The organism is Pseudonocardia acidicola (assembly GCF_012911935.1).
GTDB classification, from domain to species: domain Bacteria; phylum Actinomycetota; class Actinomycetes; order Mycobacteriales; family Pseudonocardiaceae; genus Pseudonocardia; species Pseudonocardia acidicola.
This window is the reverse complement of record NZ_JAAXLA010000063.1, coordinates 1-21,077: the sequence shown is the minus strand read 5'-3', so window position 1 is coordinate 21,077 and position 21,077 is coordinate 1. Positions and strand designations below refer to the sequence as shown.

25 protein-coding genes and 1 pseudogene are annotated in these 21,077 nt (G+C 72.9%); 6 read left to right on the top strand and 20 right to left on the bottom strand.

Annotated features, from left to right (window positions below; genetic code table 11):
* Positions 1-601: 601 nt before the first annotated feature.
* From HF526_RS25950 to HF526_RS25935, 4 genes are all read right to left on the bottom strand, one after another.
* A complete protein-coding gene (locus tag HF526_RS25950) occupies positions 602-835 on the bottom strand; it encodes a hypothetical protein (RefSeq protein WP_169384187.1) in 234 nt (77 codons plus the stop codon).
* Entirely contained in the window at positions 832-1,122 is a 291-nt protein-coding gene (locus HF526_RS25945; protein WP_169384186.1) for a hypothetical protein, read from the bottom strand. The genes HF526_RS25950 and HF526_RS25945 overlap by 4 nt, the downstream gene beginning before the upstream one ends.
* Complete coding sequence (locus HF526_RS25940) at positions 1,119-1,394, bottom strand: hypothetical protein (protein WP_338051751.1); 276 nt, start codon at positions 1,392-1,394, stop codon at positions 1,119-1,121. The genes HF526_RS25945 and HF526_RS25940 overlap by 4 nt, the downstream gene beginning before the upstream one ends.
* Before the next feature lie 150 nt (positions 1,395-1,544).
* A complete protein-coding gene (locus HF526_RS25935) occupies positions 1,545-2,462 on the bottom strand; it encodes a tyrosine-type recombinase/integrase (protein WP_169384185.1) in 918 nt (305 codons plus the stop codon).
* A gap of 75 nt (positions 2,463-2,537) precedes the next feature.
* On the opposite strand from HF526_RS25935, the gene HF526_RS25930 reads away from it, so the two are divergent.
* Positions 2,538-3,302: a methyltransferase domain-containing protein gene (locus HF526_RS25930; protein ID WP_169384170.1), complete on the top strand. Its 765-nt coding sequence runs from the start codon at positions 2,538-2,540 to the stop codon at positions 3,300-3,302.
* Between the two features lie 12 nt (positions 3,303-3,314).
* Here HF526_RS25930 and HF526_RS25925 read toward each other — a convergent pair whose 3' ends face one another.
* Positions 3,315-4,310 (bottom strand): DUF4389 domain-containing protein, encoded by a 996-nt coding sequence (locus HF526_RS25925; protein ID WP_239029158.1) that lies wholly within the window; start codon positions 4,308-4,310, stop codon positions 3,315-3,317.
* Positions 4,311-4,494: 184 nt separating this feature from the next.
* Here HF526_RS25925 and HF526_RS25920 point away from each other — a divergent pair, with 184 nt between their 5' ends.
* Entirely contained in the window at positions 4,495-6,021 is a 1,527-nt protein-coding gene (locus HF526_RS25920) for a 1,4-alpha-glucan branching protein domain-containing protein (protein ID WP_169384184.1), read from the top strand.
* Between the two features lie 35 nt (positions 6,022-6,056).
* Here the strand turns inward: HF526_RS25920 and HF526_RS25915 are convergent, their stop codons facing one another.
* Both HF526_RS25915 and HF526_RS25910 read right to left on the bottom strand, forming a co-directional pair.
* Positions 6,057-6,368, bottom strand: coding sequence for a Dps family protein (locus HF526_RS25915; protein WP_338051753.1), 312 nt, complete (start codon positions 6,366-6,368; stop codon positions 6,057-6,059).
* A gap of 118 nt (positions 6,369-6,486) precedes the next feature.
* Positions 6,487-7,305, bottom strand: coding sequence for a trypsin-like serine peptidase (locus HF526_RS25910; protein ID WP_169384182.1), 819 nt, complete (start codon positions 7,303-7,305; stop codon positions 6,487-6,489).
* A 183-nt stretch (positions 7,306-7,488) separates the two neighbouring features.
* Between HF526_RS25910 and HF526_RS25905 the strand changes: the two genes are divergently transcribed.
* Complete coding sequence (locus tag HF526_RS25905) at positions 7,489-8,754, top strand: glycosyltransferase family 4 protein (RefSeq protein ID WP_169384181.1); 1,266 nt, start codon at positions 7,489-7,491, stop codon at positions 8,752-8,754.
* Between the two features lie 79 nt (positions 8,755-8,833).
* Here the strand turns inward: HF526_RS25905 and HF526_RS25900 are convergent, their stop codons facing one another.
* Positions 8,834-8,989, bottom strand: coding sequence for a hypothetical protein (locus tag HF526_RS25900; RefSeq protein WP_169384180.1), 156 nt, complete (start codon positions 8,987-8,989; stop codon positions 8,834-8,836).
* A gap of 118 nt (positions 8,990-9,107) precedes the next feature.
* The gene (locus HF526_RS25895; protein WP_169384179.1) at positions 9,108-9,857 is read right to left on the bottom strand and encodes an acyltransferase; all 750 of its coding nucleotides are present in this window, start codon (positions 9,855-9,857) and stop codon (positions 9,108-9,110) included.
* Positions 9,858-9,955: 98 nt separating this feature from the next.
* Between HF526_RS25895 and HF526_RS25890 the strand changes: the two genes are divergently transcribed.
* Positions 9,956-10,240: a hypothetical protein gene (locus HF526_RS25890; protein WP_169384178.1), complete on the top strand. Its 285-nt coding sequence runs from the start codon at positions 9,956-9,958 to the stop codon at positions 10,238-10,240.
* 63 nt (positions 10,241-10,303) lie between these two features.
* Here HF526_RS25890 and HF526_RS25885 read toward each other — a convergent pair whose 3' ends face one another.
* The 6 genes and pseudogenes from HF526_RS25885 to HF526_RS36545 all read right to left on the bottom strand — a co-directional run bounded on the left by HF526_RS25885 (position 10,304) and on the right by HF526_RS36545 (position 14,629).
* Complete coding sequence (locus HF526_RS25885; protein ID WP_169384177.1) at positions 10,304-10,684, bottom strand: aldehyde dehydrogenase family protein; 381 nt, start codon at positions 10,682-10,684, stop codon at positions 10,304-10,306.
* Positions 10,685-10,843: 159 nt separating this feature from the next.
* Complete coding sequence (locus HF526_RS25880) at positions 10,844-12,298, bottom strand: nicotinate phosphoribosyltransferase (RefSeq protein WP_169384176.1); 1,455 nt, start codon at positions 12,296-12,298, stop codon at positions 10,844-10,846.
* Between the two features lie 476 nt (positions 12,299-12,774).
* Entirely contained in the window at positions 12,775-13,299 is a 525-nt protein-coding gene (locus HF526_RS25875; RefSeq protein WP_169384175.1) for a PfkB family carbohydrate kinase, read from the bottom strand.
* Positions 13,296-14,327, bottom strand: coding sequence for a LacI family DNA-binding transcriptional regulator (locus HF526_RS25870; protein WP_211177808.1), 1,032 nt, complete (start codon positions 14,325-14,327; stop codon positions 13,296-13,298). Before HF526_RS25870 ends, HF526_RS25875 begins: the two co-directional genes overlap by 4 nt.
* 12 nt (positions 14,328-14,339) lie before the next feature.
* Positions 14,340-14,414: pseudogene (locus HF526_RS36550) on the bottom strand (hypothetical protein); the annotation flags it as partial.
* A gap of 38 nt (positions 14,415-14,452) precedes the next feature.
* Positions 14,453-14,629, bottom strand: a complete 177-nt coding sequence (locus tag HF526_RS36545; RefSeq protein WP_275404192.1) for a glutamine amidotransferase — start codon at positions 14,627-14,629, stop codon at positions 14,453-14,455.
* Positions 14,630-14,672: 43 nt separating this feature from the next.
* On the opposite strand from HF526_RS36545, the gene HF526_RS25860 reads away from it, so the two are divergent.
* The gene (locus HF526_RS25860) at positions 14,673-15,308 is read left to right on the top strand and encodes a CaiB/BaiF CoA transferase family protein (RefSeq protein ID WP_420821657.1); all 636 of its coding nucleotides are present in this window, start codon (positions 14,673-14,675) and stop codon (positions 15,306-15,308) included.
* A 209-nt stretch (positions 15,309-15,517) separates the two neighbouring features.
* Positions 15,518-16,453, top strand: a complete 936-nt coding sequence (locus HF526_RS25855; RefSeq protein ID WP_169384207.1) for a nucleoside hydrolase — start codon at positions 15,518-15,520, stop codon at positions 16,451-16,453.
* Between the two features lie 12 nt (positions 16,454-16,465).
* On the opposite strand, the gene HF526_RS25850 is transcribed toward HF526_RS25855, so the two are convergent.
* The 5 genes from HF526_RS25850 to HF526_RS25830 form a co-directional block, all read right to left on the bottom strand.
* Positions 16,466-17,104: a response regulator transcription factor gene (locus tag HF526_RS25850; protein ID WP_169384174.1), complete on the bottom strand. Its 639-nt coding sequence runs from the start codon at positions 17,102-17,104 to the stop codon at positions 16,466-16,468.
* A 146-nt stretch (positions 17,105-17,250) separates the two neighbouring features.
* Positions 17,251-17,913 carry a response regulator gene (locus tag HF526_RS25845; protein ID WP_169384206.1) on the bottom strand — a complete coding sequence of 221 codons (663 nt, stop codon included), beginning with the start codon at positions 17,911-17,913 and terminating at the stop codon, positions 17,251-17,253.
* 5 nt (positions 17,914-17,918) lie between these two features.
* Complete coding sequence (gene macS / locus HF526_RS25840) at positions 17,919-19,061, bottom strand: MacS family sensor histidine kinase (RefSeq protein ID WP_169384173.1); 1,143 nt, start codon at positions 19,059-19,061, stop codon at positions 17,919-17,921.
* A gap of 65 nt (positions 19,062-19,126) precedes the next feature.
* Positions 19,127-20,086 carry a class I SAM-dependent methyltransferase gene (locus HF526_RS25835; protein ID WP_169384172.1) on the bottom strand — a complete coding sequence of 320 codons (960 nt, stop codon included), beginning with the start codon at positions 20,084-20,086 and terminating at the stop codon, positions 19,127-19,129.
* A 93-nt stretch (positions 20,087-20,179) separates the two neighbouring features.
* A complete protein-coding gene (locus tag HF526_RS25830; RefSeq protein WP_169384171.1) occupies positions 20,180-20,959 on the bottom strand; it encodes an enoyl-CoA hydratase-related protein in 780 nt (259 codons plus the stop codon).
* Positions 20,960-21,077 lie beyond the last annotated feature (118 nt).

The following is a 21,077-nucleotide window of genomic DNA, read 5'->3' as shown; positions in this document are numbered from 1 at the left end:
GCTCGCCGGTACTGCTCGCCGGTACATCTAGCCGGTATGGGGACCCAAGGCTGGTCCCCCGCTCCCCAGAATCTGGTCCCCCGCTCCCCAGAATCTGGTCCCCCTCGTCCCCAAAGTTGGGAACCCGGGTGGTGCGTTCGTGAAGCGTCTTCTCGGCCCCGACCGCCTCCTCGTCCTCGAGGACGAGGGCCGGGAAGGCGAGCCACCACACCTTGCAACCCCGGCGAGTTTCCCCGGAGTCGATCAGGAAGCCACCCCGGACCAACTCACCCCGGGCCTTCTTCACGTGGTCGAGCCGCTTGCCGGTCTCCGCGGCGATGGTCTCCGAACTCAGGTAGACGCTACCCGACCGATTGTTCGCGTGCGTCATTAATGAGACCGCCACGGCTATCATCGTGGCTTTCGCAGGGTGTCTACGCGTAACGTAGCGCACCCATTCGAATCGCCAATCCAGCCCGTGGGCGGATCTCCTATTGCTACTGCTCATTACGTCTCCATTCGTGGGGCGCCAGGCCAGCCCGCATCCCCGGAATGGAGAACGGGAATGGGGCCGGCCTGGCATAACCGCCGGGGATCAGTCGGCGGCTGTCTGGTGGTGGTGTCAGTTCGTGGTCTGCTCGAGCGGCGCCGGGGGTTCCGGCGGCCCGTACAGATCGATGAGCAGGGCCGGTAGCGCCAACGCCAGCATCTGGCGCAGCACGGTGCCCGGTGTACTCAGTGCGATCACGTCGGCGGCCTCGGCCGGGACGAATCCGCCGTCCGCGTCTGCCACGCTGGCCACTCCGGCAGCGATCAGCGTGAGCACGCGGTCGATGTCCGGGTCACCGGTGGTCACGCCGCCTCCCCGGCGGCGAGCTCGTCGACTTGCTCCGCGGCGAAGTTGATCGCCTCGGTCGGGTCAGGGAATTGCCCCGCCAGCGTCCGGGCCACGGCCAGCGCGGCGTAGAGCGCCCTGGTCAGCCGGTCCGGATCACGGCTGGCGGCGAGTCCGGCGAGCGGGCCGGCGTCGCCGTGCAACGCCTGGGCGACGACGTCGACGGCCCGGCCGGCCTGCACCCGGGAGAGCGCCGCCGGGTTCTGCCGGTGCTCGAGCTCGTCGGGCTGGGGGCGGTAGTAGCTCACGCGGCGTCCCGCTTGCGCCGGCGAGCCTCGGCGGACCGGCGGGCCAGGTCGAGGAAGTACGCCTTGCGCGCGCTCTCCGCGGCAGCGGCGCGAGCCTCCGGGGTCATGGCGCCATCGGGGTCGACCTCGGCCTCGAACCGCTCGTCGAACGCGCGGCGGGCGGGGGCCGTCCGCGCGGCACGGTCTGGGGTGGCGGCCCACGAACGGTGCGCTGCGAATCGCGCGACCAAGCTGCGTTCGTCGGGCGTGGGTGTACGCTCGTCTCCGGGCACGACAAATCTCCTGGGAAAAGGGAATTGGACTGTGTCCACTCGCCGCGGGGGTGCTCCAACACCTCCGCGGCTTTTACCGCCTATTAGAGCGGCGTGCGGTACAACGGTACACCCGGGAACCGACGATTCGACACTTTGCGTTTACGCTGGTCAGATGCGGTCCCCGCGGGCAAGGCGTCGTGCAACGTCGCGCGAACGCGAGTCGGCAACCGAAGCGCCATAGCGGCGAACCATCATTGGCGTTGACCACCCGGCGAGCCGTTCCACGTCCGACTCCCCGGCACCCGCGGCCAGCATGTCGTGCGCCCACGTGTGCCTGAGTTGATGCGGATGAATCGGCGACAGGCCGGCGGCCTGGCATCGCCGTTTGAGCATGTCGGCCACGCCCCCGCCGGTCATCCGGAACCCACGACCGGGCGTCGCCCTGATCGACAGGAACAGCGGGCCCCCCTCGCCGACGCCCCGGCGAGCGCGCGCCCGCAGATACTTGCGCAGCGCGAGCGCCGTCCGGTTGCCGAACGGGACGATCCGCGCCTTCCCGCCTTTGCCGGTGATCATGACCTCGGCCAGCCTGACGTCCACGTGCGGGACGTCGATCCCCACCAGTTCTGCCCGGCGCATCCCCGTGTCGAGCAACAGTCGGATGATCGCGGTGTCGCGGCGGTCGACGAACGATGCCCCGTCGCACGCGCGCAGCAGGGCGGCGAGATCGTCGTCAGAGACGACCGGAACCGGCGGCGCCTTGGGCGTCGGCAGCTCCAGGTTGGCCGCGGGGTTGGTGGTGAGACCCGAGTCCGCCTCCCCGGCGACGTAGCCCAGGAGCAGGCCGAGCGCGAGCCCGCGCACGCGCCGGGTCGCCTCGGCCTTGCCCTGCTCGGCGAGGTGCCGCATCCATCCTTGGCAGACCTTCCGGTCGATCTCCTCGACCGTCAAGCCAGGATGAGCCTCGGCCAGCCACGCGGCGAACTGCCGCGCCGACCGGAGGTAGACCGTGACCGTACTCGCCGAGACGCGCCCGCTCTCGAGCTCCAGGCGCCACTCCTCGATCCACTCCGCGAGCTCATCCATAAGGGGAGACTACCGCGTGCAGTTCTCGTGGCAGAGCACGTTGTGCGGAACCGACCGACCGCGAGGTTCCGCGGCGTGACCGACATCGATGCAGCTCAGAGCACTTGCCTTCCGCTCACCGGGGAGCGGACGGTGCCGGGCATCCCGGAGGAGAACTACTGGTTCCGCCGCCACGAGGTGGTCTACCAGGCGCTGGCGGCGCGCTGCGTGGACGCGACGGTGCTGGAGGCGGGCTGCGGCGAGGGTTACGGCGCCGATCTGCTCGCCGGCGCCGCGCGCCGGGTGTTCGCCCTGGACTACGACCCGTCGACCGCCGCGCACGTGGCGCGCCGCTATCCACGGGTGCAGGTGGCCCGGGCCAACCTGGTCGCGTTGCCGGTCCGCAGCGGCACGGTCGACGCGGTGGTGTCGCTGCAGGTCATCGAGCACCTGTGGGAACAGGACCGGTTCCTGCGGGAGTGCGCGCGGGTGCTGCGACCCGGTGGTGCGCTGCTGATCAGCACCCCGAACCGGATCACCTTCTCCCCCGGCCGGGACACCCCGCTGAACCCGTTCCACACCCGCGAGCTCGCCCCGGCCGAGCTGGCCGAGCTCGTGAGCGCGGCCGGCTTCGCGGGCGTCGAGTTGCTCGGGCTGCACCACGGGCCCCGGCTGCGCGAGCTCGACGCCCGGCACGGTGGTTCGCTGATCGACGCCCAGGTACAGCTGGCGGTGGCCGGTACGCCGTGGCCACAGTCGCTGCTGGCTGATGTCGCGTCGGTGCGGTGCGCCGATTTCGAGCTGCGTGCCGACGAGCTCGAGGCGAGCCTGGACCTGGTGGCGTTGGCCGTCCGAGCCTGACCGGGCCGCCCGTCACGCCGGAGTGCGGCGCCGCCCGCGCACGGGCCGCGGCCGCACCGCGACGGGCTCGCTGCCGCCGCTGTCGAGCCGCAGCGGCGGGTACTCGTCGGTCATCAGCGCGAGGTAGACGACGACCCGGAACGCCCAGCGGTCCAGCCCGACGATCAGGTCGAACAGGTCGCGCGGGTAGCGGCCGCGGGCCAGCAGCAACGCCCCGGCGACCAGGGTCAGCGCGCTGACGAGGCCCCCCAGCACCAGCGGGGTCGCCCCGAACGCCAGCGGCACCCCGACCAGGATCACCAGCAGCACCAGGTGCGGGGAGGCGAGCGGCCAGGCCAGGAACACCAGCGCTCGCGGGACCCGCTCGGGATAGGCGACCTCGAAGGTCGCCGGGTAGCCGGCGGGCTCCATGGTGAACGGCGGGTACCGGTCCGTGCCGAGGGCGTAGTAGCCGTAGTAGGCGACCCGCCAGGTCCACCGCAGCACACCGACGTTGAAGTCGAAGATCGCCCGTGGATAGTGCCCGGTGATCACGATCGCGACCGCGGCGGCCGTGGTCAGCACGAGGAACATCGCCCACAGCACCACGAGCACGACCAGGTGCGGGATCAGCAGCAACCACTTCACCAGCCACAGCCCGCGGTTCAACGGCTGGTCCAGCCGGGCCTCGACCCGCGCCGGGTAGGCCCAGTCCCGCGCCTGCTCCGGACGGCCGACCGGCTCCACCACCGGCCGCCCGGTCCAGGCGGAGATCCCGAGCAGCATCGAGCCGCCGAGCGCCAGGCCCAACCCGATGAACACGACGACCCCGAGGCCGATGAGCAGGACCCACGCGGCCCTCTCCACGTCGGGGAGCACGGCGGGGGCGGCCTCGACGTCGGCCGCCGGCTCGATGCCCCGCGGCTGCGGCAGCAGCCCGGCGATGACCACCAGCCCGATGACGGACAGCGCGGGCACCCCGGGCCGCCACCTCGTCGTCGGGTCGAGCGCCGGATCCCGATCGCTCATCGGACCTCCTCCCGGGTCGCGGCGAACCGGTGAGAATGACCCGGACCCGCGGGGCGAAACATCGCGCCGGAGGCACCCCGGCGGGGCCCGGTGGCGGGCGAGATAACGTGAGCGCGAGTTCGGTCGGGTGGTGAGGGGCGGCAGTGGTGGACGTCGACGCCGTTCCGGCCACATGCATGCGGGGATGCCGGTGACGACCGGGCCGCGCGGGGACGAGCAGGTCGGCACGTTCTGCCTGGTGCTGCACAGCCATCTGCCCTGGCTGGCCCACCACGGGCGCTGGCCGGTCGGCGAGGAGTGGCTCTACCAGTCCTGGGCGCACTCGTACCTGCCGGTGCTCGGTGTCGTCCGCAGGCTCGCTGCGGAGGGCCGCCGTGACCTGCTCACCCTCGGCGTCACCCCGGTGCTCGCCGCCCAGCTCGACGACCCGCACTGCCTGCGCGGCATGCACGACTGGCTCGGTGGGTGGCTGCTACGGGCACACGGCGCCGCGCCCCGGCTGCCCGACCTGGCCGCGCACGAGCACCGGCTGGCCGGTGCCGCGCTGGCCGAGTTCGAGACCCGGTGGCGGCACGGTGCCTCCCCGGTGCTGCGGGAGCTGACCGACGCAGGCGCCCTCGAGCTGCTCGGCGGGCCCGCCACGCACCCGTTCGGCCCGCTGCTCGACGACCGGGTGCGCGCCTTCGCGCTGGAGACCGGCCTGGCCGACGCAGGCGTGCGGCTGGGTGCGCGGCCCGCCGGGATCTGGGCCCCGGAGTGCGGTTACGCGCCGGGAATGGAACACGGCTACGCCGCGGCCGGGGTGTCCCGGTTCCTCGTCGACGGGCCCGCGCTGCGCGGCGACACCGGCCTTGGCCGCACCGTCGGCGACTCCGGCGTGGTGTGCTTCGGCCGCGACCTCGACATCACCTACCGGGTGTGGTCCCCGCGCAAGGGCTACCCGGGCGGGCGGGACTACCGCGACTTCCACACATTCGACCACCCGTCGGGGCTCAAGCCGGCCCGGGTGACCGGCCGCACGGTGCCGCCGGAGCGCAAGCGCCCCTACGACCCGGCCCTGGCGGCGGTTGCCGTCGAGCGCGACGCCGCCGACTTCGTGACGACGGTCCGGGACCGGCTTGTGGCCCTGCGCGAGCAGCTCGGCCGGCCCGGACTCACCGTCGCCGCGTTCGACACCGAGCTGTTCGGCCACTGGTGGCACGAGGGCCCGGCGTGGCTGGAGGCGGTGCTGCGGGCGCTGCCGGACGCCGGGGTGCGGGTGACGACGCTGGCCGCAGCGGTCGACGCCGGGCTGGTCGGCGGGCCGGTCGAGCTGCCGGCGTCGTCGTGGGGGTCCGGCAAGGACTGGCGGGTGTGGGCCGGCGCGCAGGTGGCCGACCTGGTGGAGCTGAACGCGGAGGTGCAGCGCGCGCTGCTCGCCGCGGTCGATCACACGCCCCCGGCGCTCGTCCGCGACCCGCTGCTCGACGTGCTCGCCGAGGAGGCGCTGCTCGCGCTGTCCAGCGACTGGGCGTTCATGGTCAGCAAACACTCCGCGGCCGACTACGCCCGGGGCCGGGCGCAGCAGCACGCCGGGCGGGTCGGCGAGCTCGCCGGGTTGCTGACGGCCGACCGGCGCACCGCGGCCACGCGGCGGGTGGCGCGCTGGACCGACGACTCGGTTTTCGGCCACCTCGACGCCCGCAGGATGACGAGCCCTCGTGCGCGGTAAGTGGTGCCGGCGCACCCGCGACGATGCCCCGGAGCTCAGGCGGTTCGGTTCTCGGCGCTCACCATCCAGGCGAACTTCTCGAGACCGTCGATGATGGCGTGCAGCAGATCGGCGGTGGACGGGTCCTCCTGGTCCACCTCGTCGTGGACCTCCCTCGCGGTCCCCGCGACGCGACGCGGTCGGTCGGTGATCAGGTCGACGACGGTGGAGGTCGTCTGCTCTCCCGAAGGGAAGCGCGGCAGCCCGGCGGTGGCGGCAACGGTGTCCTCGCGTCCATCGGGGACGGCATTGAGCGCGCGCATGCGTTCGGCGATGGTGTCGGCGAACTGCCGCGCAGCGGCGACGATCTCGTGAGGTCGCCGGCCACCGCCGTGGAGGCGGTGAAACCGGGTGAGGCCAGTTCAGGCGTGAGCTTGCCGGCGGCTGTGGTCTGATCGCTCGTGATGTCGGGTGCGTCGCCGCGGCTCAGCTCTCGGTGCGCTGCAGCAGGGCCCGGACGTCACCATCGAGGTAGGCGGCGTAGGACACGTCGGGGGTCAGGCCGCCCTGCTCGTACCCCCCGGTCACACCGACCACCTCGTCGCCGTTGCGGACCCAGGGCCCGCCACTGGTCCCGTCGTAGAGGCCAGGCGCGTCCAGCTCCAGCTGGGTCGGCGACCAGCGCGAGGTGGTGCCGGTGCGGATGACCGGCGCGTCGGATGTGTCGGGGTAGCCGATGGCGTGGACGTCGGCGACGAAGCCGGGATCGGTGACGAGCTTGTAGCCCCCGGTCAGCGCCTCCACCGAGCCGCCGCCGGCGCGCTGCACGGTCAGGAACGCCACGTCGCGGTCCGGGTCGGCACCGTCCGCCCAGCGCGGGTCGACCACGCCGCTGGTGACCGTCCACACCCCGTACGGCGCGATGCCGTCGTGGTAGCCGGGCACGAACTGCATTCCGGTGCGCACCGGACTGCCGTCGCCGGCCTGGACGCAGTGCGCCGCGGTGATCACGAGGTTCCCGCTCGGGCTGTCGATGACGGCACCACTGCAGAAGTGATCCCCGAGCTTGTCCGGGGTGCCGTCGAAGAGGGCGCCGGCGGCATCGTCGAGGGACGCCGGCTTTGCGGGGGCCCCCGAGGTCGGGGGCGCCGCCGGGCCCGAGGTCGGTGCTCCGCCGGCCGGCGTGCCGGCCGGTCGCCCCGCGGTCGTGAGGTGCGGCATCGCCTGCGGCCAGACCGTCCACGTCAGCGCGAGCGCGCAGCCGATCGCCGCCGCCGCACCGACGCCTCTGCCCGGCCTGCGCATCCGTCCGCCTCTCACCCGCTGTCGACCCAGCCGGGTCGCCGGGCCCATGGTCAGCTGCGCCGGGCCGCTGGGGCCACCGGCAAAGGGCTGTTCACAGCCGGGTCACAGCTGTTCACAGCGGCAACTTAGATCAGGCCCTACCCGCGGGTAACCGGGGCGGGCGGGTTTGCCAGGATGGGTGAGATGCGGGTGCTGATGGTGTCGTGGGAGTACCCCCCGGTGGTGGTCGGCGGGCTCGGCCGGCACGTCCATGAGCTGGCCCGTGAGCTCACCGCGGCCGGCCACGAGGTCGTCGTGCTGTCCCGGCGGCCCACCGGTTCGGACGCCGGCACCCACCCGACCGTCGACGAGCAGCTGGACGGGATCCGGGTGCTGCGCGCCGCCGAGGACCCGGCGCACCTCGAGTTCGAACGCGACATGATCGGCTGGACGCTCGCGATGGGGCACGCGATGGTCCGCGCCGCGCTGACCCGGCTCGCGGACTGGCGCCCGGACGTGGTGCACGCACACGACTGGCTGGTCGCGCACCCCGCGATCGCGCTGGCCGACGTGCTGGACGCGCCGCTCGTCGCCACCCTGCACGCCACCGAGGCCGGCCGGCACGCCGGCTGGCTGTCCGCCCCGCTGAACCGGCAGGTGCACTCGGTGGAGTGGTGGCTGGCGCACCGGGCCGACACGGTGATCACCTGCTCGCGCTCGATGCGCGACGAGGTGGCCACCCTGTTCGACCTGGATCCCGAGCCGATCGCGGTGGTGCACAACGGCATCACCCCGCGCAACTGGCGGGTCGGGGCCGAACAGGTGGCCGCGGTCCGGGCCCGGTACGCGGCCGACGGGGCGCCGCTGCTGCTGTACTTCGGCCGGCTGGAGTACGAGAAGGGCGTCCAGGACCTGCTGGCGGCGCTCCCCCGGATCCGCCGCAGGCACCCCGGCACCCGGCTCGTCGTCGCCGGGGCGGGCACCCAGCAGGAGTTTCTCGTGGCCGAGGCCCGGCGGCACCGGGTGCGGCGCAGCGTCACCTTCACCGGGCACCTGCCCGACGCCGAGTTGGCCGCGCTGCTGGCCGCTGCGGCCGCGGTGGTCCTGCCCAGCCGCTACGAACCGTTCGGCATCGTCGCGTTGGAGGCGGCCGCGGCGGGGGCCCCGCTGGTGGCGTCGACGGCCGGCGGGCTGGGCGAGGTGGTGCGCAACGGGCTCACCGGGCTGTCCTTCGCGCCCGGGGACGTGCCGGGGCTGGCAGGGGCCGTCGGCGTGGTGCTCGACGACCCGGCCGCGGCGGCCCGGCGGGCCCGGGCGGCCCGCTCCCGGCTGGGCACGGACTTCGGCTGGACGGCGGTCGCCGCCGACACCGCAGCGGTCTACGCGCGCACGCCCCACGGTGGCCCCGTCGACCTGGAGCGCCCGAAGATCCCGACCGGCAACGTCTTCGGCCCCCCGGACGCCCCCTGACACCGGGGCGGCTTTGCTGACGTCCAGTGCAAGCACAGCCGACCCGATGCGGCGCAGGGGTGGCTGCGGCGGGGACGGGTCAGGGGGCGTCGGTCAGGATGCGCAGCGCGGCGTCGGGGTACTCGGCCGCGATCTGCTCCGCGAGGTCCTCGCGGTCCTCGGCGATCGCCATGTTGACGGCCTCGGTGTACTCGTCGGCGAGTCTGCGCAGGCGCTCTTCGGTCTCCTTCGACACGGTCGTGTCCCTCCCTCGTGGCGGCCGCTCCGGCTCGGGGCCGTCCGCCCGTTCCAACGCGGGAGCGCGGGCCGGTGTTCGCTGCGCCGCAGCAGCTCACATCGGTTCACGCCCGGGCTCAGGACCGGCTGATCCGCTCCTGCACCGCGGCGTCGGTCTTGCGGGCGATGTCGGCCAGCGCGGCGCGCCGCTCGGCGTCGGCCTCGTAGTCGGCGAGCCGGCTGCGCACGACCCGGGCGGGGGTGCCCACGGCGATCGAGAACTCCGGGATCTCGCCACGCACCACCGCGTGTGCGCCGAGCACACTGCCGCGCCCGACGCGGGTCCCGCGCAGCACCGAGACCTTGGTGCCGATCCAGCAGTCCGGGCCGATCCGCACCGGCGTCTTGACGATGCCCTGGTCCTTGATCGGCCGGTGCACGTCGGTGGTCACGTGGTCGAAATCGGTCACGTAGACCCAGTCGGCGATGATCGACGTGGCACCGATCTCCACGTCGAGGTAGCAGTTCACCGTGTTGTCCTTGCCGAAGACGACCTTGTCCCCGATCCGCAGCGACCCCTCGTGGCAGCGGATCGCGTTGCCGTCGCCGATGTGCACCCACCGGCCGATCTCGAGGCGGCCGTAGCCCGGCCGGGCGTGCAACTCGACCCGCTTGCCGAGGAACACCATGCCGCGCAGGATCACGTGCGGGTTGGCCAGCCGGAAGCGCAGCAGGCGGGCGTAGCGGACCAGGTACCAGGGTGTGAAGGCCCGGTTGCGGATCATCCAGCGCAGCGACGCGAAGGTGAGGAAGCGGGCCTGCCGCGGGTCCCGCCGGGCGCGACGGCCCCAGCGCTGCCGCATCGGAGCGCCCCACATGCTGGTCATGGTCGGCACCCTATGCGGCACGTGATCGCCGTCCGGGTTTGCCCGGCGGATGCGGCGGGGATGCAGCTCAGAGCCCGCCGCCGAACCCCGGAGGACGCATGACGACCGCGAGCTCGCGCACCGACAACGTCGAGGAGGAGGACCGGGTCGTCTCCCGCAGGGTCGACAACGGTACGACCGCCGGGGAGTCGGACCGGCGCGCCTATCGGGCGGCGGATCCCGACGCCGGCACCGGCCCGGCCGAGCCGGGTGACCCCGACACCTCCGGCGGGGCCCCCGCCGTCACCCCCGCGACGGACGACGGCGGGGAAGGCAGCACCGGCGAGCGGGCGCGCCGCGACCTCGCCACCGACAACCAGAGCGAGCCGACCCGCTCGGAGTGAGCGCGTCGGGGTGGCTTTCCCGGCGTTCAGCGCCGGCGGAGCCACCCCGATGGCACGGGACGATCAGCCCGGGCGGCCGCCGCGCAGGTAGACCGTCGTGGTGTGGGTGAAGAACTCCCGGGAGGCCCGGCCCTGCTCCTTCGGGCCGTACCCGCTGTGCTTCGCACCACCGAACGGCACGTGCGGGTCGGCGCCGGCGGTCTCGGAGTCGGCGTGCAGCACCCCGACGTCGAGGTCGTCGACGGCGTCGATCTCCTCCTCGCTGATCCCCTCCCAGAGCGGGAGCACGCGCTCCCAGAACTGGACATCGCTGATCTCGCCGCGCAACCACGCCTCCTCGACGGCGTTGGCGGCCTCGAAGGTGCCGAGGTAGCGGGACAGTTCGACCGACGCGGCCCCGCGCAGCAGCGTGCCGTCCATGTCGAAGATGTGCAGTCTGGTCATGTCCGCGGGTCCCACCCCTGGCCGTCGGTGATCGGCAGCTGCGTCATCTCGCGGTGCACTCCCTTGGGCCGGGCCGGGCCGGGCCGGGGCGGGGTCGGATCGGGCGGCCGAGCGCCCGCCACAGCCGGTCGGGGCGGGTGTGGCGGGCGCTCTGCCGGGTCAGGCGGAGACGGCGACCGGCGCCGGCAGGCTGCGCATCGGGCCGACGACGTCGAGGTAGAACGACTCGGGCACCTCGCGCTCGCTGTTGGCGATGAGCTCGGTGAAGTCCCACTTCTTGAGCAGCTTGCCGTTGCGGAACACCGGCTTCAGGACGTTCTCCGACTCCGGGATCGAGCCCTTGGGCACGGTCACGTAGGTGCCGTTCTCGTACTTCAGCGCGAGCCGGCCCTTCTTGGAGGCCTTGAACGCCGCGCCGGTGGGCGCCTTGGCGATGTCGCGCCATTCGCCGTTGACGCAAACGGCGCTGGCCTTCTGACCGAAGTTCAGGGTGTCCCGGTTGAAGTGCTGCAGCAGCCCGCCGCCCATGCCGAACACCGCGTTCTCCGCCGAGAAACCGCGGCGCTCCATCTCCATGAAGATCTCGCGCAGGCTGCTGAACGTCACTCCGTCACCTTGAACGACGCGGACGAACGGCGGAAGGACCTTGAATCCCTTCGAGTTCACCTCGTAGCCGAAGGCGTCCATCAGCCATTCGGTGGTGTCCGCGGTGACCTGCACCGGGTCGCCCGAGTCCGGCCGGACACCGACCAGGCCGGGGAAGTTCTGGATCTGCTCCTTGAGCTCCTTACCGATGATGTTCTTGACCGCGTTCTCGTGGTCGTAGGTGTCGGTGAGCAGCAGCGCGCAGCCCTCGGGAGCGAAGGTGTCGAGCATGTTGCGCATCGCCGCGGCCTCGTTGTCCCGGCCCCAGGCACAGAAGCCGGCGTGCTCGGAGTTCGGCCCGGAGTTGGAGACCTTGCCCGCGTTGTAGAAGTGCTTCGCCGCGAGGATACCCGGCACGGTGTCGCTCTGGTCGAAGTTGACCAGGTGCGCCAGGCCGCCCAGCGCGGCGGACTGCTGCGAGCTGACGCCGCGGGCGCCGTAGTCGTGCAGCATGAAGCGAAGCAACTCGGGGTGGTCGGAGGTGCGGGCCAGCGCCTCCCTGATGACCTGCTTGGACAGCCAGCTGACCGTCCCGATCGTGGTCGGGTACCACACGGCGCGCAGCAGAGCGGTCTCGAAGAAGCTGGTGACCCAGAAGTACTTCGGGTCGGTGTTGATGAGCTGCACCAGCACGTTGCGCGTGGGGAGCACGGTGCCCTCGGGCACGGCCTCGATCTCGACGGGCAGGAAGCCGTCGTAGTCGTTGAGGATGCCCAGCCAGTTGTCCCGGTTGAAGTGCATCCCCTGCTCGCGGACGACGAACTCGGCCTCGTCGATGTCCTCGAGCGTGATCGGACGCATCAGGTACTCACGGATGAACGCCTGCAGGCCCACGAACATCGTCACCGGGAACGCGCCGCCGCGGGACTCGATGTAGCTGGAGACGTACTCCGTGCCCGGAGGGTAGAGCGGGTAGTGGCAGTGCTTGTAGTTGTCGGTGTTGATGATCAGGTTGTCGAGATACCCCATGAAGAGCCCGCCCTTGTCTCGAGAGTCGTTTCTAACGGGGGGAGTACTGCGCCCGAGGTCTTTCCGTCGTGCATGAGCCGTGGCCACGAAACCCGGCGTTCAGCGCTGCCAACACCATGGCCTACTCGGGCAACCGACCACCAGAGGTGGAGCGGTGGAGCAACATGATTGTAACGATTCTAGTGTGACCGTCAACTCATTCGGCGCAACGATCTGCCGCCCGTCACCCGGACGCGCGGCGCCCTGCCGGCCGCTGCGCGACCCGACATCTACCGGAACGGCGTCGGGACACCAATCGGGGAGTAGCCGCTCAGCACATCGCTCCCGGCAGCCTGCGTCATGTGCCATTCGGGACAATTCGGGACACGGCAGCGAGCGCGGCGTCGCGCAGCGGCACTGCGCCAAACCGAGGTGAAAACCTTTATGGTTCTGCGCTACATGTCCGGCCCTGCGCCGCGGCGGGGCCGGACGGAGGCTCAGTCGCGCAGTGCGGCGTCGATCGCGGCGGCGGTGGGCATGCCGGCGCGGGCGCCGGCATGCGCCACCGACAGCGACGCCGCGACGGTGGCGGTGCGGACGGCATCGGCGAGACCGTCGCCGGCCGCCAGTCGGGCCGAGCACCCCGTTGACGCTGTCGCCGGCACCGGTGGTGTCCCGGACCGTGGCCTTGCCCGGTTCTGGTTCTCGCCCTCGGCGTCCACGACGATCAGGGCCACGCCGGTCGGTTCGCCGTCGAGCACCGCGACGTCGTCCACCGCGATCCCTTCGGCGCGCAGTTCGTTCAGCGCCGCCACGCCGGTGTCGTCGGCCCCGACGGCGCCGACGAGGCGCACCGTCGCACCGGCCCGGGCTGCCGCGACCGCGGCGTTGGCGCCCTTACCGCCGCCATGGCGCGCCATCCCGGCACCGACGACCGTCTCCCCCGGCCCGGGCAGCCGGTCTGTGGCGACGACGAAGTCGACGTTGATCGCGCCGACCACGATGACCCCGTTCCCGCTCATGAGTTCCCTCCCGGGGGTGGCCCCACCGAGTCGCGCAGTTGGACCGTGGTGGGCTGCAGCCCGAGCGACTCACTCTCCTTGTTCTCCAGGATGTCGAACAACGCCATCACCGCGTGGTAGCCCATGTCGTGCGCGGGCTGGCGGACGGTGGTGAGCCGCGGCGTGATCAGCGCGGACACCGGCAGGTCGTCGAAGCCGACGATGCTGACGTCGTCGGGCACCCGGATACCCACCGACTTGCAGTACTCCACCGCGCCGATGGCCATCAGGTCGTTGGCGCACAGCAGTGCCGTCGGGCGCTCGCCCTCCGGGCCGGCGAGAGCCTGCGCGGCCAGCTCCCTGCCCGAGTCCTGCCGGTAGTCACCGACCAGGACCGGCACGCCGTCGGGGTCCATCCCGGCGGCCGCGAACGCTTCGCGGTAGCCCGCGAGACGTTGCTGCGCCGTCCACAGCGCCGACGGCCCCCCGATCACCGCGATCCGCCGGTGGCCCTGGTCGAGCACGTGCCGGGCGACCTCCCGGGCGCCCCGCCGCGAGTCGCAGGCGACCGCGGGCAGGTCGAACCCGGGGATCTGCTCGTCGACGAGCACGACCGGGCCGAACCGGGACAGCTCGAGGATCGACGCCGGCAGCGTGCCCGTGCCCGACAGGTACACCACCCCGTCGAGGCGCTGGCTGCGCAGCAGCTTCGCGTGGTTCTCCTCCGGCTGCCCGGTCGCGTCGGGCACGCACAGCACCACCAGCACATCGCGGGTGGAGGCCGCCTTCTGCACGCCCTCGGCCACCATCGCGAAGAACTGGTTGGTCAGCTCGGGCACCACCAGCCCGATCGTCGACGCCGAGCGGCGCTTGAGGCTGCGCGCCGACTCGTTGGGCGAGTACTCGAGCAGCCGCACGGCGTCGAGCACCCGATTGCGCCGCTCGGGCGCCACCGGGCCGCTGTCGTTGAGCACATAGCTCACCGTGCTGACGGACACGCGGGCGTGCTCCGCGACGTCCTTCATGGTGGGCCGGCGGCGCGCCGTCATGGCGAGGACCTCCTACGGGCGCACACCGGCTGCCCACGTGAGGATGGACGCCCAGAGCTCCCGGTAGTGAGACCAGCCGACGAACTCCGGCGGCGCCCAGTGAGGTGCAAGATCAGAGGTGAACGCTACCGCACGTCCGCCCCGGCCTCACCCACCACGAGCAGGATCGGCCACTCCGGCGGGGTCCCGCCCAGCACCGGGTGCTCGGGCTCGGAGAAGGTCGCCTTGAGCCCCTCCGGGACCTCGACCCGGTCGTCGTGGTCGAGCATGGTCACCGGCAGCACGGCCGCCAGCGGGCTCATCCCGTAGCGCGCCCGCGAGCTGGCCGCGCAGGCCGATGTCGTCGTGGAGAACTTCCGGCCGGGTCTGGGCTACGACGACCTGAGTGCCGCGAATCCGGGCCTGGTCTACTGCTCGGTCACCGGATTCGGCTGCGGCGCCGGTGCCGCGCTGCCCGGTTACGACCTGCTCATCCAGGCCCTCGGCGGGCTGATGAGCATCACCGGCGACCCGGACGGCGAGCCGCAGAAGGTCGGCGTCGCGCTCGTCGACGTGCTGGCCGGGCTGTTCTCGACCGTCGGCATCCTCGCCGCCCTCACGCACCGGGCCGCCACCGGGCAGGGCCAGCGGGTCGAGGTCGACCTGCTCTCCTCGCTGCTCGCCGCGCTGGTCAACCAGGGCTCGGGGTACACCTCCGGCGGCGTCGTACCGGGGCGGATGGGCAACCAGCACCCGAGCACCGCCCCGTACGAGCTGCTGCGCTGCGCCGACGGCGACCTGGTCCTCGCCGTCGGGAACGACCGGCAGTTCGCGGCGCTGTGCACGGTGCTCGGCGAGCCCGACCTCGCCCACGACCCCCGCTTCGCCATGAACACCGCCCGCGTCGGACACCGCCCGCGTCGGACACCGCGCCGAGCTGCGGACGGCACCGGAACTGCGGCTCGCCGCCCGGCCGGCCGAGGACTGGGGCGGCGGAGCTGACCGGCGCGCGGGTTCCGGCCGGCGTGGTCAACGACGTGGCCGGCGCGTTCCGGCCGGCCACCGAACTCGGGTTGGGCCCCGTGATCGACATTCCCCGGGAGGACGGCAGTACCGTGAGCCTGACCCGCAACCCGATCGGGCTGTCGGTCACCCCGCCCACCTGTCTCGATCCACGCCGCCCGCCAACCGACCGACGGGAGTCCCCCACCATGCCCATCCCGCTGATCATCGATACCGACCCCGGGGTGGACGACACCGTGGCGCTGGTGCTGGCCCTGCAGAGCCCCGAGGCCGATGTGCGGGCGGTGACCGTGTCGTTCGGCAACGTCGGCATCGAGAAGACCTTCGCCAACGCCCGCCGGGTGCTCGCCCTGGCCGGCCGCCCCGACATCCCCGTCGCCGCGGGTGCCGCCCGGCCGCTGGTGCACGAGCAGGAGGAGTGGGCACCGGAATGGCACGGGGCCGACGGCCTGGGCGGCCGGTCCGCCGAGTTCCCCGAGCCGGTCGCGGCGGACCCCCGGTTCGCCGTCGCGCTGATGGCCGATGTGCTGCGGGAGGCGACCGAGCCGGTCACCATCATCTCGATCGGACCGCTGACCAACACCGCGCTGCTGCTGGCCACGCACCCCGATATGACGGCGAAGATCGGCCGGATCGTGGCGATGGCCGGGTCGCTCGGAGCGGGCAACACCCGGGGCGTGGCCGAGTTCAACGTCTACGCCGATCCCGAGGCCGCGCACCGCGTGCTGAACCAGGCCGACGTGCCGGTCACGATGGTGCCGCTGGACATCACCATGCGCACCCTCGCCGACGGCGACTGGATCTCCGAGCTCACCGCGAGCGGGCCGCGCTGCGCCACCCTGGCCGGGGTGATCGCGGGTTACCGCAAGGCGTTCAACGAGCGCTACGGCATCGACGCGGTGGCACTGCACGACGCGCTGGCGGTGCTGGAGGCGGTCCTGCCCGGCACCCTGCGCACGACGGCGCTGCCGATCCGGGTGGCCTGCGACCTCGGTCCGGCACGCGGAGCCACGGTCGCGGACCGGCGGCCGGACGCCGCAGGCCCACCCGTGCACGTCGCGCTGGACGCCGACACCGATGCGGTGCTCGCAGAGATGGCGCGCCGCCTCCGGACGTTGCGCTGACGCACGAGGCCATCAGGCCAACCCGTGCTCGATCGCGTAGCGGACCAGGGCCGCGCGGCCCTGCAGCCGGAACTTCCGCAGCGTGCGCTGGATGTGGTTCTCCACGGTGCGCGGTGAGAGCACCAGCCGGGCGGCGATCTGGCGCGCCGTGAGCCCCTCCACGACCAGCCGCAGCACGTCGGCCTCCCGCTCGGTGAGCCGCGGCGTCGCGTCCGGCTGCGCCCCGCCACCCCGGCGCCCGTACTCCTCCAGGACCACCTCGGCCAGGCCCGGGCTGAACACCGCCTCGCCGGCCGCGGTGCGCCGCACGGCGGCCGCCAGCCCGGCACCGTCGCGCGGGCGAGCCAGGTAGCCCGCGGCCCCGGCGCGGACCGCGGCCAGCACCCCGGTGTTGTCGTCGGCGGCAGCGAGGACCAGCACGGCGGCCCCGGGCGCCCGGTCCGCGACGGTGGCGACCGCCGCCGTGCGCTCCGGTCCGTCGCCGAGGTCGACCACGACGACCTGCGCCGACCGGTCCGCGGCCAGCACGGCGGCGGCGCCGGCGTCGGCCACAGTCCCGGCGACCTCGAGCCCGGCGTGGCGCAGCGCCCGGGCCACGGCGTCGCCGGAGGCGGTCACCACGACCACACTCACCGGACCCACCCCGCCCATCCCGCGACCTCCTGTTGCGACACCTGCGCCGAATGCTGCCATCGGGCGACGGCACCCGGTTTCGTCCGGGCGGCGAGCACCCGGACGGCCCAGCACGATCACACGAGGTGGGCCTGTGATGCCGCCGCACCGGTCACCCAGCGAACTCAGTCCCCGCCGGCGATCCCCTGCTCGATCGCGTACCGGACCAGCTGCGAGCGGTTGTGCAACTGCAGCTTGCGCAGCGTGTTCTGCACGTGGCTCTCCACCGTGCGGTGCGACAGCACCAGCCGCTCACCGATCTGCTTGGCGGTCATCCCCTTGGCCACCAGCCGCAGCACCTCGGTCTCCCGCTCGGTGAGCGCCGGCACCGTTGCGTTCTCCCGGCGGGCCGGCTCCGCGGCCAGCCGCCGGTACTCCCCCAGCACCAGCCCGGCCAGCCCCGGGGTGAACACCGGGAACCCGCCGGCGATGCGGTGCACGGCGTCGAGCAGCTCCTCGGCGCTCGCGGACTTGACCAGGTAACCACTCGCACCGGCCGTGACCGCGTCGAGCACGTCGGCGTGCTCGCCGCTGGCCGAGAGCACCAGCACCCGGGTGTCGGGCAGCTTCGCCAGGATCCCGCTGATCGCCGCCACCCCCGATGTCGCACCCAGGTTGAGGTCCATCAGCACCACCTGCGGGCGGGCGGCCGGCGCGATCCGGACCGCGGCGTCGGCGTCGGGGGCGGTGGCCACCACGCGGCAGCCGCGCTCGGTGAGGTCGCGGGCGACGCCCTCGCGCCAGATCGGATGGTCGTCGACGACCATCACGGTCACCGGCTCGCTCATCGCGGTCATGTCCGCAACCCCGGAATCGGCGTCATCGGCACCCGGATCGTCCACTCGGTGCCCCGGCCGGGCCCCGTGTCGCAGTCGATCGTGCCGCCCAGTTCGTGCACCCGGCCGCGCATCGAGCGGGCGACGCCGAGGCGTCCCTCCGCCTCGGCCTCGGCGAGCCGGCCTTCGGGGATACCCGGGCCGTCGTCCCGGACGCTGATCTCCACAGTGTCCCCGGCGTCCTCCACGAACACCCAGGCCGGGGCGTCGGCGCCGACGTGCACCGCGATGTTGGTCAGCGCGGCGCCGACCACGGCGACCAGCTCGTCGACGGTCGCGGCAGGCAGCTCCAGCGGGTGTGCGGGTGCGGAGACGGTGACCCGCGGGGAGGTCAGCGCGCGCAACGCGGCGCCCAGGTCCCGGTGGCCGGCGGCGTCGACGGAGGCCGAGCCGCTGGTCAGCAGCGTGCGCAGGGCGACCTCCTGCTCCCCCGCCAGCACGCCGAGCTCCGCCGCGCCGCCGCCCAGCTCGGCCCCGCGCCGGCGCACGTGCGCGAGCACCTGCAGCACGCCGTCGTGGATGGACCGGGTGAGCCGCTCCCGCTCCGCCGACGCCGCCTCCGCGGCCACCGCGCGGCGCAGCTGCTCGGCCGAGCGGCGCAGCACGGTGGCGGCGAACCCGACGGTCAGCCCGGCCAGCACCAGCAGCTGCACGTCACCGAGCTCGGCGGTCTCGATGCGGCCCTTGGACAGCACCAGCGCCGCCGAGGTCACCAGCGCCCCGGCCAGCCCGCCCCGCAGCCCGAACGCGATCGCGCAGGCCAGCGCCGCCCCGGGCGTCCAGATCGAGCCCATCCCGGCGACCCCGGCGTCGAGCTGGGCCGGGGTCAGCACGAACGGTGTGGTGGCCATGACCCCGGTGACGACCACCAGATCGGCGATCGCCAGCCGCCCGCGCCGATCCGGTACGCCGGACGGCACGCCGCGGTAGCCGTAACCGGTGACGACCGTCCACACCAGCATCACCGCGAGCACCGCGACCGCGGCAGCCGGCGCCGCGTAGTCGCCGAGCCCGACCAGCGCCGGCACCGACACGCTGATCAGCGTGAGCACCCGGTAAACCAGCAGTCCGCGCCACAGCGGCTCCAGCGGGCGCTCCATGTCGGACAGTGTGCCTGGCGCGCCGCCATCCTCGCCGCGGGCGGGCCCGGCGCGGATCCGTAGAACTACCGAGCGGGCTTGGTCCCGGTCACCAGCGCGTTGTAGAACCAGCCCCGCGGCACGACCCGGGACAGCACGTTGCGGTCCACCCAGGACAGTCGCTGCCAGCTTCGGTAGGCGAACATCGCCCAGCGCATGCCCAGCTTCCCGGGCGGAACGGCGGCCTCGAAGGTACGCACCGGCCAGCCCAGCATCGCAGCGGTGAACTCCTCGGTGGCCGCCCGGACGTCGGCCGCACCGGCCCGGCGCGCGATGGCCTCCAGGTCGGCCGGGTCGAAGATGTGCTGATCGACCACCGCCTCCAGCGCCGCGGCCCGCGACGACTCGTCGAGCTCGGCTTGCGGGCGCCGCCAGCCCTGCAGCGGCGGCAGCTTGGTGACGGTGGTGGCCGCCTTCCAGGTGAGCGCACCGAGCCGGCGGGCGTAGAAGTCGCCGATCTTCGTGGGCTCTCCGGCGAAGACGAACCGGCCGCCCGGCTTGAGCACCCGCAACACCTCGCGCAGCGCGCCCTCGACGTCGGGGATGTGGTGCAGCACGGCGTGCCCGACGACGACGTCGAAGGAGCCGTCGTCGTAGGGGATGTGCTCGGCGTCGGCGACCCGGCCGTCGACGTCGAGCCCCAGGCGCTCGGCGTTGCGCAGCGCGGCCTGCACCATGCCGGGCGACAGGTCGGTCACCGAGCCCTGCTTCGCCAGCCCGGCCTGCATGAGGTTGAGCAGGAAGAATCCGGTGCCGCAGCCCAGTTCCAGCGCACGGCCGTAGGGCCAGTCGGCGTCGCCGGCGACGTAGCGGAAGCGGTCGGCCGCGTAGCTGATGCAGCGCTCGTCGTAGGAGATCGACCACTTGTCGTCGTAGGAGCCGGCCTCCCAGTCGTGGTAGAGGACGTTGGCCAGCTTCGGGTCGTGCCGGGCCGCCTCGACCTGCTCGGCCGTCGCGTGCGGCTGGGGCGCCGGATCCGTACTCATGAGTAGGAAGCGTAGTCAGCCCCGGTACGCCATCGGGGTGGCCCTGTTGGACCCAACGTCAGCAAAGCCACCCCGATGGCAGGACGCGCAGGGTCAGCGGCCGGTGAACTTCGCCTTGCCCGGGCCGTTCTCGATGAACGACTCCATGCCGATGGTCCGGTCGTCGCTGGCGAACAGCCCGGCGAAGCCGTCGGACTCGATGTCCAAGCCGGTGCGCAGGTCGGTGTCCAGCCCGCCGTCGATGGCCCGCTTGGCGGCGGCGTAGGCCAGCGCCGGGCCTCCTCCGAACTGGCTCGCGTAGGCGACCGCGCGGGTGTACACCTCGTCGGCGGGCACGACCTCGTCGACCAGCCCGATCGCCAGCGCCTCCTCGGCGCCGACGAACCGGCCGGTGTAGACCATGTCCTTGGCCCGCGACGGACCGATCAGCCGGGCCAGCCGCTGCGTGCCGCCGCCGCCGGGGATCACACCGAGCAGGATCTCCGGCACGCCGAGCTTGGCGTTGTCGCCGACGATGCGCCGGTCGCAGCTCAGCGCGACCTCCAGGCCGCCGCCCAGGGCGTAGCCGGTGACGGCGGCGACCGTCGGCTTCGGGATCGAGGCCACCGCGCCGAGCCCGGCGGAGAGCCGCCGCGCGATCGGAGCCATGTCGGAGTACGACATGGCGGCCATCTCCTTGACGTCCGCGCCGGCGGCGAACACCTTCTCCCCGCCGTACACGACCACCGCGCGGATGTCGTCGCGGCGGCTCGCCTCGTCGGCGAGAGCGAACAGCTCCTCCTGGACCTGGCGGTTCAGCGCGTTCATCGGCGGCCGGTTCAGCCGGATCGTGCCCACACCGTTGTCGACCTCGAGGCTCACGAACTCAGTCACGCGCGCACCCTAACCCGCCCACCGCGCTCCCCGTGTTGTCACGAACGGCACTTTCGTTCAATAGGTTTGAACGAGAGTGCCGTTCGTGAGGAACCGGGGCGGGGGCACGGGGCACGGG